Origin of the sequence: Streptococcus sp. UMB0029 (assembly GCF_002871495.1) — a bacterium.
In the GTDB taxonomy this organism is placed as follows: domain Bacteria; phylum Bacillota; class Bacilli; order Lactobacillales; family Streptococcaceae; genus Streptococcus.
The window spans coordinates 33,059-45,953 of the sequence record NZ_PNGD01000009.1 but is presented as its reverse complement, the minus strand read 5'-3'; the positions used below and the strand labels follow the sequence as shown (position 1 = coordinate 45,953).

The 12,895-nt window shown below is 40.4% G+C and carries 17 protein-coding genes, 1 other RNA gene and 1 pseudogene; 1 reads left to right on the top strand and 18 read right to left on the bottom strand.

What is annotated here, in order from left to right:
• The 12 genes and pseudogenes from CJ239_RS07280 to tadA all read right to left on the bottom strand — a co-directional run.
• Positions 1 to 472, bottom strand: a 472-nt coding sequence (locus CJ239_RS07280; RefSeq protein WP_102211074.1) for a PD-(D/E)XK nuclease family transposase, incomplete at its 3' end; no start/stop codon positions are given.
• 452 nt (positions 473 to 924) lie between these two features.
• Entirely contained in the window at positions 925 to 1,923 is a 999-nt protein-coding gene (locus tag CJ239_RS07275) for an Abi family protein (RefSeq protein ID WP_180958237.1), read from the bottom strand.
• A 137-nt stretch (positions 1,924 to 2,060) separates the two neighbouring features.
• Positions 2,061 to 2,399: pseudogene (locus CJ239_RS12185) on the bottom strand (hypothetical protein); the annotation flags it as partial.
• Positions 2,400 to 3,338 carry an Rpn family recombination-promoting nuclease/putative transposase gene (locus CJ239_RS07265; RefSeq protein ID WP_102211072.1) on the bottom strand — a complete coding sequence of 313 codons (939 nt, stop codon included), beginning with the start codon at positions 3,336 to 3,338 and terminating at the stop codon, positions 2,400 to 2,402. It lies immediately after the preceding pseudogene.
• A 119-nt stretch (positions 3,339 to 3,457) separates the two neighbouring features.
• Complete coding sequence (locus tag CJ239_RS07260) at positions 3,458 to 4,426, bottom strand: ribose-phosphate diphosphokinase (RefSeq protein ID WP_033682853.1); 969 nt, start codon at positions 4,424 to 4,426, stop codon at positions 3,458 to 3,460.
• Positions 4,427 to 4,570: 144 nt separating this feature from the next.
• A complete protein-coding gene (locus CJ239_RS07255; protein WP_102211071.1) occupies positions 4,571 to 5,386 on the bottom strand; it encodes a PrsW family intramembrane metalloprotease in 816 nt (271 codons plus the stop codon).
• A 24-nt stretch (positions 5,387 to 5,410) separates the two neighbouring features.
• Positions 5,411 to 5,908: a carbonic anhydrase gene (locus CJ239_RS07250; protein WP_004237611.1), complete on the bottom strand. Its 498-nt coding sequence runs from the start codon at positions 5,906 to 5,908 to the stop codon at positions 5,411 to 5,413.
• A 72-nt stretch (positions 5,909 to 5,980) separates the two neighbouring features.
• A complete protein-coding gene (gene radA, locus CJ239_RS07245) occupies positions 5,981 to 7,342 on the bottom strand; it encodes a DNA repair protein RadA (protein WP_077804517.1) in 1,362 nt (453 codons plus the stop codon).
• Positions 7,343 to 7,355: 13 nt separating this feature from the next.
• The gene (locus CJ239_RS07240) at positions 7,356 to 7,922 is read right to left on the bottom strand and encodes a histidine phosphatase family protein (RefSeq protein ID WP_180958236.1); all 567 of its coding nucleotides are present in this window, start codon (positions 7,920 to 7,922) and stop codon (positions 7,356 to 7,358) included.
• Positions 7,873 to 8,316, bottom strand: a complete 444-nt coding sequence (locus CJ239_RS07235; protein WP_000702002.1) for a dUTP diphosphatase — start codon at positions 8,314 to 8,316, stop codon at positions 7,873 to 7,875. Before CJ239_RS07235 ends, CJ239_RS07240 begins: the two co-directional genes overlap by 50 nt.
• A 56-nt stretch (positions 8,317 to 8,372) precedes the next feature.
• Positions 8,373 to 8,468: signal recognition particle sRNA small type (gene ffs / locus CJ239_RS07230), an RNA gene on the bottom strand.
• 34 nt (positions 8,469 to 8,502) lie between these two features.
• Positions 8,503 to 8,970 (bottom strand): tRNA adenosine(34) deaminase TadA, encoded by a 468-nt coding sequence (tadA, locus tag CJ239_RS07225; protein WP_102211069.1) that lies wholly within the window; start codon positions 8,968 to 8,970, stop codon positions 8,503 to 8,505.
• A gap of 573 nt (positions 8,971 to 9,543) precedes the next feature.
• Here tadA and CJ239_RS07220 point away from each other — a divergent pair.
• Positions 9,544 to 9,735: a hypothetical protein gene (locus tag CJ239_RS07220; RefSeq protein ID WP_000109864.1), complete on the top strand. Its 192-nt coding sequence runs from the start codon at positions 9,544 to 9,546 to the stop codon at positions 9,733 to 9,735.
• A 106-nt stretch (positions 9,736 to 9,841) separates the two neighbouring features.
• On the opposite strand, the gene CJ239_RS07215 is transcribed toward CJ239_RS07220, so the two are convergent.
• From CJ239_RS07215 to CJ239_RS07190, 6 genes are all read right to left on the bottom strand, one after another.
• Positions 9,842 to 10,708: a CHAP domain-containing protein gene (locus CJ239_RS07215; RefSeq protein ID WP_102211068.1), complete on the bottom strand. Its 867-nt coding sequence runs from the start codon at positions 10,706 to 10,708 to the stop codon at positions 9,842 to 9,844.
• Positions 10,701 to 11,045, bottom strand: a complete 345-nt coding sequence (locus tag CJ239_RS07210; RefSeq protein WP_102211067.1) for a phage holin — start codon at positions 11,043 to 11,045, stop codon at positions 10,701 to 10,703. The genes CJ239_RS07215 and CJ239_RS07210 overlap by 8 nt, the downstream gene beginning before the upstream one ends.
• 16 nt (positions 11,046 to 11,061) lie before the next feature.
• The gene (locus CJ239_RS07205) at positions 11,062 to 11,793 is read right to left on the bottom strand and encodes a hypothetical protein (protein WP_102211066.1); all 732 of its coding nucleotides are present in this window, start codon (positions 11,791 to 11,793) and stop codon (positions 11,062 to 11,064) included.
• A gap of 4 nt (positions 11,794 to 11,797) precedes the next feature.
• Entirely contained in the window at positions 11,798 to 12,061 is a 264-nt protein-coding gene (locus CJ239_RS07200) for a hypothetical protein (protein WP_257994487.1), read from the bottom strand.
• Positions 12,062 to 12,122: 61 nt separating this feature from the next.
• A complete protein-coding gene (locus CJ239_RS07195; protein ID WP_102211064.1) occupies positions 12,123 to 12,599 on the bottom strand; it encodes a carboxypeptidase-like regulatory domain-containing protein in 477 nt (158 codons plus the stop codon).
• Positions 12,600 to 12,613: 14 nt separating this feature from the next.
• Positions 12,614 to 12,892, bottom strand: coding sequence for a hypothetical protein (locus CJ239_RS07190; RefSeq protein WP_102211063.1), 279 nt, complete (start codon positions 12,890 to 12,892; stop codon positions 12,614 to 12,616).
• Positions 12,893 to 12,895 lie beyond the last annotated feature (3 nt).

Here is a 12,895-nt window from a genome sequence, read left to right as displayed (position 1 = left end):
TTAAGACCTCACCTGTCGTGTCCTCTCGCATGCTGAAACTGTGGAAAGCCAAGTCATCTGAGAAGTAATTACTATCGACAATAGCAATAGCGTATACTGGGGCAATGTGTTTGTAGCTCTGGTGAGTATCACCTTCACGCTGACGAATTTTTTCAAGATTTTGATTGACCTGACTACATAGATAAGCCCACAAGCGATTGATGAAAAAATTCTGATGATGCACTTGAATTTCAATAATTACTTGAGTACCGTTGTCCAACTCCGCCAAGACGTCTATACTAGTGTAGAAATCCTGAGCCGAGTAAGGCAGGGATGGCAAGACATGAATATTGCTCCCCTCCAAAATGGTTACATTTTTGGCTGGTAAATCCAACATATCGCGAATAAATTGACAAGTGATGTCTGGATTGCTAAAGATTTTCTTAGCTACCAAATCATTGGTCGGGCTAATGCCCGGATGACGCACAGTCATATTTCCTCTCCTTTCATTATAGCACATTTTTAAATCTAATCTCACTAGATTCACCGCTACTATCTATTTATTCGAAAAAGAGATGAAAAAATAAAAGTTATTAAAATTATTGTCTATTCTTAATTTTGTCTGTATTAAAAGAGGTTTTGACACCTAATTTTTAAAATTAAAGCACCCTGAATCTAGGAACGATTTGAATCATCTTGACCTGTTCTTGATATTCTTGACTGAGTTTCCAAATCTTCTTTACAGATGGTAAGAACATCATCGTGTTCCTTGATGATTCTGATTTTCTCAGCTTATTCAGGTGTTACATCGCCCGCTATAGCGATTCCCAAATACTACACCTAATCCTTTATTATCTTGGTAATCAACTTTTTAATGTTTGGTTTTTCATCTGAATTGTCAAAGATACTCTGAATAATAGCTTGAACAAAAAATCATTCCTTAGTTCAACCAATCCACAATATATCTTTCCAATTGCTTGGCAAACCAATCTTACTAGATAATATGATATTTGACTTTTCCATCAACTGTTCCTCTAAAGTCATTAAAAAATCGTTCCAATCTTGAACAAAAGAATGTGAATGATGTTGTATAAGATTTTTCATAGCTAGAAGATAAGCAAATAAATCGTTATTATGCGTCTTTTTCTTTTTAGTCTCTGCATTCTTGTTTATTTGACGCAAATCAGCTGAAAAGAAACTTGGACTTGCTATTGTAAAATTTTGACCATATAGTCTTAAATGATGTGCTGTCCTATTTCTTATATACCATGTAGCTGAAACCCAGCCAAATAACTTACTTTGGATTTCTTCTCCATGAATTTTAGAATTTACCACACCAGTTGATAAAAATGTAGTATCTATCCAATACTCTCGGTATTCTTTTTTTAGTGCACTTATAAAACGAGTTGTTTCCCCAAAAGTCATCTCTTGAAAAAGCACCCAAATTGGGAATTTCGAACCTTTATTTTTGATATGATGCTGTATTGAAAGACTTTGATTCTCTGATAAATGTTTTTCTATAATTGAAATAAATTCGTTATATAATTCAAAGTTTTCATAAATAGTTTCATCCAAGTAACACTCACCTTTTTGATATTTTCCATTATATTGCTGGCAAAGCGATTCAATAAAAGTTGATTTTATAAACTGTTCTAATCTACCAGAAAATATAAACAGAAACTGCGACAACCAATCATTAAATTCATACAATGAAATCGCTGCTTGAAATTTTCCTTTATGAAGATTATCTGGAACCTGTTTAATAAACGCCGAAAACGAATAGTAATTATGACAACGTAAAAAGTTTTTGGAATCTAGTTCCTCTTCAGGTGACATATCTAGCTTATCTGAAAGATAACTTACCAAATCTTTAAGAGGTAAAAATGCTTTCATTTCTCTCTTTAAATCTCTTGACAAAGAAATACTATTATCAGTTGTGTACATCATTAACCTTCTAAATTTATAAAAAAATGACTCCAGTTGCTATGAAACAGGGAGCAAAAGGAGTGCTTGTATCTAAATACTATACTATTCTATAAAAAAAGTCAAGTAAACTTGATATTTTTTCAATTTGTGTCTAATTATTCACTCGCAAATTCTGAAGTTAAAACATGTTGGCGTACTAAATCTAGAAAGATAAAGATTTATCCTTCAACTTTCCCACGCTCTAAGCCTTGTTCAATACCTTCTGCCCTAGCTGTTTCCAAGGCATAGTCCTACGCTAACAAGGCTTGTTCTTCACGCCTACGCTGTTCACTAAACATTTTCCTGTCCTCCTCGGACCAGCTCTTGTAGTCTAGCAGTTGGTCTGCTTGGCTGATGACTCGCTCTGGTTCTTGGGTAAAGGGTTTATTCCCGAAAAACTCCAACCACGGTTTGCGAACGCTATCCTTGCTGGTTTCTCTGTATTTTTTAAGTTCTTATTTGCGATGCTCTTTCAATAGTTCTTCAAACTCAGAGACTGTCATTCCCAGCTGCTGGCTGGCAACCTCTGAAGTCAGAAGGCCTTGACGTACTAGATTTACTAGACCTACTTTTAATCCCTCTTCGATACCCTCTGCACGCCCTTGTTCAATGCCCTCTGCAAGACCACGTTCAATGCCTTCCGCCCTAGCTGTTTCCAAGGCATAGTCCTGCGCTAACAAGGCTTGTTCTTCGCGTCTGCGTTGTTCACTAAACATTTTCCTATCCTCCTCGGACCAGCTCTTGTAGTCTAGCAGTTGGTCTGCTTGACTGATAGCTCGCTCTGGTTCTTGAGTAAAGGGTTTGTTCCCGAAAAACTCCAACCACGGCTTGCGAACCTCGTCTTTGCTGGTTTCTCTGTATTTTTTTAGTTCCAAGAAAGCCATTTTAACAAGATGGTTTTCTTGTCCATTATTTGTGATAGTTAAGACCTCACCTGTCGTGTCCTCTCGCATGCTAAAGCTATGGAAAGCCAAATCATCTGAGAAATAATTGCTATCCACAATCGCAATAGCGTATACTGGTGCGATGTGTTTGTAACTCTGGTGTGTATCACCTTCTCGCTGACGAATTTTTTCTAGGTTTTGATTGACCTGACTGCATAGGTAAGCCCATAGGCGATTGATGAAAAAATTCTGATGATGCACTTGAATCTCAATGATTACTTGAGTGCCATTATCTAGTTCAGCTAAAACATCTATACTAGTATAGAAATCCTGAGCCGAGTAAGGCGTAGTGGGCAAGACATGAATATTGCTTCCCTCTAAAATAGTTACATTTTTAGCTGGTAAATCCAGCATATCGCGGATAAATTGACAAGTGATTTCTGGATTGCTAAAGATTTTCTTAGCAACCAAGTCATTAGTTGGGCTGATGCCCGGATGTCTTAGAATCATCCTTTTCCTCCTTTTATTATACCACAGTTTTAAATCTAGGTTTACTAGATTCGATGCTACTATCTATTTATTCGGAAAAGAGATGAAAAAAAACCTGAGAATCATCTCAGGCTTGGTCATTAAATCTTTTTCTCAATACTGAAAAGTGGAGAAAGTGGGCGTTTTTCATGGATACGTACAATAGCATCCCCTAATAGATGAGCGATTGAAATCTGCTCAATCTTATCAATCAAACGCTCTTCTGGCAGATAGATGGTATCCAAAACAACCAATTTCTTAATAGCTGATTTTTGGATATTGTCCATAGCAGGTCCAGACAGTACTGGGTGTGTACAGCTTGCATAGACTTCAACAGCACCAGCTTCCGCAAGGGCATCTGCCGCATGACAAATCGTTCCAGCCGTATCAATCATATCATCAATCAAGATACAAGTCTTGCCTTCAACCTTACCGATGATATTCATGACTTCACTAGTGTTCATCTTATCAACGCTACGACGTTTGTCGATAATAGCGATAGATGTTTTCAAAAATTCTGCTAGTTTGCGGGCACGAGTCACACCCCCATGGTCTGGGCTAACAACCACATAGTCAGAACCAACCATGCCACGACGCTCAAAATAATCTGCAATCAGAGGAGCTCCCATCAAGTGATCCACAGGAATATCAAAGAATCCTTGAATCTGTGCAGCATGCAAGTCGATTGTCAATAAACGATCTACTCCAGCTACTTCAAGCATATTTGCGACAAGTTTTGAAGTGATTGGCTCACGCGCTCTCGCCTTTCTATCCTGACGTGCATATCCATAGTAAGGCATGACAACATTGACAGATTCTGCACTCGCACGCTTCAAAGCATCTACCATAATCAAAATTTCAAGCAGATTGTCATTTACAGGCGAACTAGTTGATTGTAGGATAAAGACGTGTTTCCCACGGATTGATTCTTCGATGTTGACCTGAATCTCTCCATCTGAAAATTGACGAACACTTGATTTTCCCAACTCTATCCCAATCTCCTGCGCTACACGTTTTGCCAATTCTTGATTAGAAGAAAGGGCAAACAGCTTTAAATCAGAAAAAGACATGATTTCCTCCGGTATATATGTATCGCTTGTGCTTTTCACAAGATTTTCCATTTACCATTGTAGCGCTTTTTGCACTATTTTTCAATCAAAAATAAAAGAAGGGCACCATATTTGTACCCTTGCATCATTCTTTTGAAAAATATTCTAGTTCATCAACTCATTATGCTTCTCAACAAAGCGATAAGCCTGATAAAAACCGTAAAGAGCAATAGCCGTAACCACTGGAATCGCTAAAGGCAACTCTGTCTCCAACTCCACAAAAGGAGAGTTAAACAGGAAGTGAGTTCCCAAGGCTAAACCTAGGAAAACAAGCCCCTGTTTCTTGTAAACCTTCTGTCCTTTATAAGCTCTGTAAAGCAAGTAAACACCTACTACCGCCAGACCTGAAAAAGTCCAATGAGAGGCAATACCTGAGATGATACGCTCTAAAATTCTCGAAATAGTAAAGCCAAATCCCTCTGGCAAATCCGTACGAATATAACCAATATCCTCAATCATTTGGAATCCCAAACCAGAAGCAATCCCAAGTAAAAACAAAGATTTTAATTTTCGCACAGGAATCAAAGCTAAAACAAAGACAAGTGGCAACAATTTCAAGGGTTCTTCTACCAAAGGAGCCACAATCGCACTTTCAAAGGCATTTAAAAATGTACTATCTGGGAAAAGAACCCCCAGCAAATCATGGATATAGGTATTCGCAAAGCTAGACAACCAGCCTGAAAGGAACATCCCACCCAATAAAGGTAAGATCAAGGCATTCTTTGGCAATTCCCATTTTTTCCCAATACGGAAAAGGAAATAAAGAGCTGGAATCATGTAAAAGAGAGCTAGAAAGATAGAAACTCCCATTAGTCCATATTCCGCAGCTGACATCGAACCATCCGTATAGTAGATGGTTTCATACTGTAAACCAATACATAGCAATAAGATAAAAATAAATAAAATACTGTTTTTCTTCATACACTTTCTTTCTAAATGAAGTGTTTATAATTCTACGACTGTCATACTTCCTGTATCCACATCGTAAATAGCACCAGAGATAATAACATCGTCTGGTATTAGGGGAGACTCGATAAGAAGTTGCATGTCCTCGCGTACACTCTCCTCTATATCTTGGAAGGGCAAGAAGTCTTGGTCTGACACATCGACACCTAGTTCCTCTTTTAAATACTCCTGAAAAGGTCCATTTTCAAAGGTCTGAGCACCACAGTCTGTATGGTGCAATACCACAATCTCTCTTGTCCCCATTTGTTGCTGGGAAATAACTAGCGAACGAATCATGTCCTCAGTCACTCGACCACCTGCATTCCGCAAGATATGAGCATCCCCAAGTGCCAATCCCAAAGCTTGCGCAACGTGCAAACGTGAATCCATACAGGTCACAATAGCCACTCTTGTTTTGGGTTTAAGTGGCAGATTTAACTGTCCATGTAGGGCAACATAAGCCTGATTAGCTTGCATAAACTGTTCAAAATACGACACGATTCCCTCCTTGAAAATTTGATAGTCAAATATTTCTCCTATCTTATCATTTTTAAGAGGATTTGTCACAAATTAAGCAAAGACCTTTTTCAAAACTTCCTGAATCGTTGTCACACCAATGACCTGAATTTCCTTAGGCGGAGTGATTCCTGTCAAGGAATTCTTAGGCACATAAATCTTAGTAAATCCCAGTTTAGCAGCTTCGTTAATGCGTTGTTCGATACGATTCACACGCCGAATCTCTCCTGTCAAGCCCAGTTCTCCCACAAAACATTCCTGAGGATTAGTTGGCTTGTCTTTATAGCTCGAAGCAATAGCAACCGCAACGGCCAAGTCAATCGCAGGTTCATCCAATTTGACACCGCCAGCAGATTTGAGATAAGCATCCTGATTTTGCAAGAGAAGCCCTGCACGCTTTTCCAAAACAGCCATAATCAGACTCGCACGATTAAAATCAAGCCCTGTCGTAGTACGCTTGGCATTTCCAAACATGGTCGGTGTTACCAAAGCCTGAACCTCCGCCAAAATCGGACGCGTCCCTTCCATGGTCACAACGATTGACGAGCCAGTTGCTCCATCCAAACGCTCTTCTAGGAAAACTTGACTCGGATTGAGGACCTCAACCAAGCCACCTGACTGCATCTCAAAAATCCCAATCTCATTTGTTGAACCAAAACGGTTTTTGACCGCTCTCAGAATACGGAAGGTATGGTGACGCTCCCCTTCAAAGTAAAGCACTGTATCTACCATATGCTCTAGCATACGAGGACCAGCCAAGGTTCCTTCCTTGGTCACATGACCTACGATAAAGATGGCAATGTTATTGGTCTTGGCCAGCTGCATGAGCTCAGCCGTCACCTCACGCACCTGAGAAACAGACCCCTGCACCCCTGAAATCTCAGGAGACATAATGGTCTGGATAGAGTCAATAATGAGGAAGTCTGGTTGGATGCGCTCCACCTCAGCTCGAACACTCTGCATATTGGTCTCTGCATAGAGATAAAACTCGCTATCAATATCTCCCAAGCGCTCTGCTCGTAGCTTAATCTGCTGGGCAGACTCCTCCCCACTGACGTAGAGAACAGTCCCCACTTGAGACAACTGGGTTGAGACTTGTAGGAGAAGGGTTGATTTTCCAATCCCAGGATCCCCACCTATGAGGACGAGACTTCCTGGTACCACTCCGCCTCCAAGTACACGGTTGAATTCCTCCATCTCTGTCTTGGTTCGATTGACATTGATAGAAGTTACTTCAGCCAGTTTCATGGGCTTGGTTTTCTCACCTGTCAAGGACACACGCGCATTTTTGACCTCGGCAACCTCAACCTCTTCTACAAAGGAAGACCAAGACCCACAGTTAGGACAACGTCCCAGATATTTAGGGGAATTATACCCACAATTTTGACATACAAATGTCGCTTTTTTCTTTGCGATGATAAACCTCTTTCTATATCTCTAACTCACACTCAATCACTTGGCAAAAATCAATCTTCTCATTTGGCACAAACTGGCGCATAAGCATGTTGTGAGTTACCACTATCACAATCTGGTAATCTCGATACTTAGCCATGCATTCTAGAAAACGAGACTTCATCTCTTTAGCTGTCTCATATTGAACAGGAGAATTTGGGAGTAACTCCCCCTTATTTTCTAGAAACATAGTACGAGCTTTTTCAAAATTATCTGTGCCACTTTCATAGACCTGCCATTCATGTAGTAAAGGCTCCACTCTCAAAGGAAGTCCCGTAGCACAGGCCACATAAGAAGCCGTTTCTAAAGCTCTTGTGACTGCAGAAGATATAATTATTTCAGCTGAGGATAGTAAAGGATTGATACTCAATTTCTGGGCTTGCTGCCGTCCCCCTTCAGATAAGGGCGCCAAATCTATCCCAAATCCCGTATAAGAACGCTCCTCTAACTCACGATAATCTGGCTCCCCATGACGTACAAAGATAATCTTCATATTAATGCCCTGTCGATCCAAATCCACCAGTTCGAACGCCGTCTGCCGCATCTCCATCTGCAATTAAGAAAGGAGCAAAAACAGCCTGGACCACACGTTCCCCTACTTCAAGAACAACCTCTTGGTCTGTGATATTCTTCATCTGAGCAAAAATATGCCCTTCATTCCCTGGATTACCATAATAATCCCCATCAATGACACCAACCGAGTTAATCAAGACCAAGCCCTTCTTACGAGGATTTGAAGAGCGATCATAGAGGTAGAGAACCTCAGTCGGCTGCATATAAGCCTTAACCCCTGTCGGAACTAACACAATCTCTCCTGGAGCGATAACTGTGCGCACAGCTACCTTTAAGTCGTAACCAGCCGCATGCGCTGTCTCACGCTTTGGCAATAAATTTTCATCTGTAAAAGTCGAAACCAATTCAAAACCACGAATTTTCATAATTTTCTCTTTTCTATTATCATTTATTCTAGATTATTCTATCTTATTTATTCGGAAAAAGCACGAAAAAAAGAGCACACAATTCAAATCGCTTAGGGCTGCTGGATTCCTCCCCTGACCCGCTTCACGCAGAACTGTTGCTCCACTGTTTATTATATCACATTCCTATTCATTTTAAAAGAAAAATTATTTTTTCCGTCGATTTCGGAAAAAGTCCTGTATAATAGCTGCACATTCATCTTCCAAAATTCCCGTTTCAACCTCCACACGATGATTGAGACGCTCATCTGTCAAGATATCGTACAAACTACCAGCAGCGCCAAATTTCTGGTTTTTAGCCCCGTAGACCACGTTTGGAATACGGGCAAGCCCAATCGCCCCACTACACATGACACAAGGCTCAATGGTCACAAAAAGCGTGCAATCCAGCAAGCGCCAGCTCTCCTCACTCAGGTTCGCATTCTCTATAGCCATAATCTCTGCATGCATGATAGCCCGCTGCAACTCTTCACGAGCATTGTGCCCACGACCAATGATTTCCCCATCTTTGACAATCACACAACCAATTGGAATTTCATCGTGTTCAAGAGCAATCTCAGCCTCTCTCAAAGCCTCCCTCATAAAGGCTTCTTTTTCTTCAACTGTATAATTCATCAATTTCCCTTTTCCTACTTGTCAGTTTTATTATTATATCATGATTCCCGAGACAAAAAAAGCCACCGAATGCGGTGACTTTATAGGGAGATTATTATGAAAAAGGTAAAATAAAATCTTATTAAATCAACACTCTTGGAGGGTGTCCCCTCCAACTCCCCGACCTCTGGACAAGGTCTTTTTTTTGAAAAAAGTTAAAAAACTTCATCAAAACTATTGACATTATACAACTTTAGTTGTATAATGGATACATAAGGTTAAGGAGGAAACCTTAGACAAGGAAACTAGTAGAAAGGAAAACAAAATGTTTAAGTTCAAAAAGAAGCCACTCAAAGTAAAAACAAATAAGCTCGTAGTCAAAATAAACTTATTTATAATCAGCTTTGAATGGCACCTAGAAATTGGATAGTGAGAAATCACTATCCACCCCTTCGGGGGTGTACTTAAATTATAGCAGGAAAAACAATGAAAGTAAATCTTAAAATTAGAAAAACCACCAAGCGTGAAAAAGTTGAATTTATTATTGGACTTCTTCTACTCCTATTTGCAGTTTGGTATTTTACGAGGTAATATATGTCAGTAGATATTAAAGCTATCCGCTGGCTTTTAGACAACGCCACAGCCTATGCTATCAGCAAAAACTGTGGCGTATCTATTCAGGCAGTAGATAAGTATAAAAACGGTGTATCAGATATTATGAACATGCGTTTAAAACACGCTATCAGCATGACTTCTTACGCCCATACACTACAAGAAAAACAGTGAGTACCATCACTGTTTTTTCTATTTTGAGCAAACAAAAAACCGCAAGCCTAAGCCTGCGGTAGATACACATTTTAGAAAAGTTTTCCTTTCGTTTTATTTTTTAAAATTATTTAGTAGTGATCAAGCCATCTGGCTCAATTTTAAAGCTTTCTTTATCAGCCAATCGGCCATCTTCAAGCATGAGGTAGTAGCCTCCGTTGTAAGGTACGAAGGTATTCGATACCATATCGCCATTTTGAGAAGCCAGGTAATACCACTTCTCGTAGTATTTAACCCAGCCAGTCTGCATAGCACCGTCACGATTGAAATAGTACCATTTGCCATTAATCTTCTTCCATCCGCTATTGGCCATGTATCCATCTTTGTCGAACCAATACCAATAGCCGTCTGTATGATGTAGCCATTGATTCGCATACATATAGCCGTTATCGTTGAAATAGAACCAGTTTCCATCTACTGCTTCAAATTTAGATGTTGGATATGAACCGTCTTTGCGACGCCACCACCAGCCAGTGTCATCATGCTTCCAGCCTGATTCATCCTCTTCAGGCGGCACAATATATCCCACAATCGAATCAACAGAGCGCTCATTGTAACGACAAGGCCCACCGACTTCCAAGAAATCAGCGTTCCCGTCAATATTTTGCTCAATCGTCTTGATTGTAGAACCGTCAGAGTCCTCGTAGACAAGACCAGTATGGCCATAATTCACTCCATCTCCTGCCACGAAGTTCTTAACGAAGAACCAACCAGCCTTAGGATATTGAGCACCATATACGACTTGCAAGCCTGCTGATTCTGCAGACCGTAGCAAGTCAATAGCGTTCCCCCATAGACGAGTACCGAAATACTCGTAGATTCCGTAGCACGTCACATCAGCACATTGATAGCCGTACCTCTTATCATAGTCAACCCCAGTCCCAGCATCAGCGTGAGCAATGAGGTCGTTAATCATATCTTGTTTCTTAGACATTTTCTTTGTCTCCTTTCCAAGCGTCGTTCATCTGCTTCACGGCTGACTCGACAAATGTATCGAGGTCACGATCAGTCATGCTGATGTTATATTTGGTCAGCTCTGCACGGACTTTATCACGAGCTTGCTCCAGCTTTTCATCACCTTTGTAGCCAGTTTCAGCTGCTACCTGCTCTACTGCGTGTACTGCATTTTTAGCTAGAATTTCAGCAATTTTCACCGCTTTTTCTCCACCTTTGCGTAAAAGGTAGTCTTTTACTGCTTTGATGATATTGCCTACTGCTACAGCTAAAAACCCTGTAGCAAAAGCGATAATCAATTCATTAAATTGTGTCATATGTTTTTCCTTTCTATTATGGCAATGTTGCTGGCCATGGCTCGTCAGTTATATACGAGATGGCACTTACGCGAATGTCGCCGATATCACGGTCAGTTGGCACTGGGTTTAAGAATTGGAATCTTAAATGATTTTGGTCTGCATTCCCTCCCAAGTACCAAGACCCGTAAATAATTCCATTGTCATTGTATATATTCCCGATCAATGAATACGAACTTCTAAACCCGACAGGGATTGTATTATAATCCATTATCATGCAATTTCTTTCTCTATCAGAAACTTGTACAATATATCCTTGACCATCTCGTCTTACAATTCCAAACCAGCCCCATTGAAGTCCTCCAAATTGATAAGTCACTAGGTTATTAACCCGTCTTATTTTTACGAATGAGTTCCCTAATTTTGAAGTGATGTTCAACGTTTTCCAACCAGTATCACCAATCAGCACACGCCATCCAGTATTGCCATTTCCGCTCTCTTTAATCCATTTCAGAGCGCCATTCGTGGCATTGACATCTACATAGGTCGTGCCGATTTCAGCAACTATACGTCCTTCTGGCGAGCCTGCGCCACGGATTTCATGCCCTACATTGTCTGGTATCGGCAGAGTGACATTATTACCCCCAGCGATACCGAGGGTATTTCCTGTCAAAGTCAGCCTTGGTTCAGGCTTTTGGTTCAGCGCCTTGATATCCTTACCGACGACATAAGCTAATTCGTCAAAATTATTAGAATATTGATGAGCCATACAATCACGCTTTCGCAGCGTTATAGGTTGCGACCAAATCAAGGTTTGCAAATTCGTCGATACGACGGCCAAGGTCGGCAAGTTTCTGCACAACTGCGCCTTCAGTGCTACCGCTCAGTTTAGCGATTTCCTCAGCAAGCTCTTTAAGCGTGTTGAGATTTTCAGGCACTCCATCACCTAGAAGGTCATTCTTAACTGCGGTTTTAGCCTGCTCGATAGCCTGCATTAACGTATCGTTGTCAATCTTTGTACTGATTAAGTGCAACATTAACTTGTTATCTTCTCCCAAAGTGCGGGCAAATTCTGTTAATTTTGTTGTGTCCATTTGTTTAAACCTTTCCTAAATTGTAATAAAAAAGCAGGTCTGGAATTTCCTGACATGCTCCACCTTCGCTTGCAGAAAGACCTGCAAGTTGTTTTTTTACTTCTTCTGCGATATCCAACTCCTTAAGAGAATGAATTTCTTCTGTGACCAGATTCTTATCCGATTTGGTAATTCGAATTTGAGTCGAGTCGTCGCTTGGGAATGTATATCCCCCCGCTGATACCTCGATTTGATATAATCCAGCAGGTAAAATCATACCTAGATTAAAAGTAACTGCACCATTTGTCACGACTGCCGTTTTGCGTAATTGCTCCTTGCCTCTCGTCAACGTGATAGATGCCTCTTGTCCTTCAAGCTGTGAAATCGGATCATGATTTTCGTCGAGCAAAGAAAAGGCAAATGTGGAAGCCACATCGCCTTGCTTGACTAAAAATCCACCGTCAACTTGTTTGAGATTCGTTGAATTACGAACATAAGCCATTCTTTGCTCCTTTCTCAGGTTTTACTCTGAATCAACGTTTTCAACTCTCTCATATCTTCACCTAACGACTTAACTTGTTCCGCAAGTACCAAGATAGCCTTGTCCTGTTCGTCATGATTATCTAATCGTTTATTGGCAGACATCTTAAATTCGTGCAGATTCTCGATGTCTTTCTCTAAAACCGTGAGACGATTCTCTTGCTTGGTAGCTCGGTCTTTCATTGAGAAATAAAGTCCGACAACAGGAATGAGAGAGAGGAAAATTTGGACAATTAAACGTTCAAATTCTGCCATAAG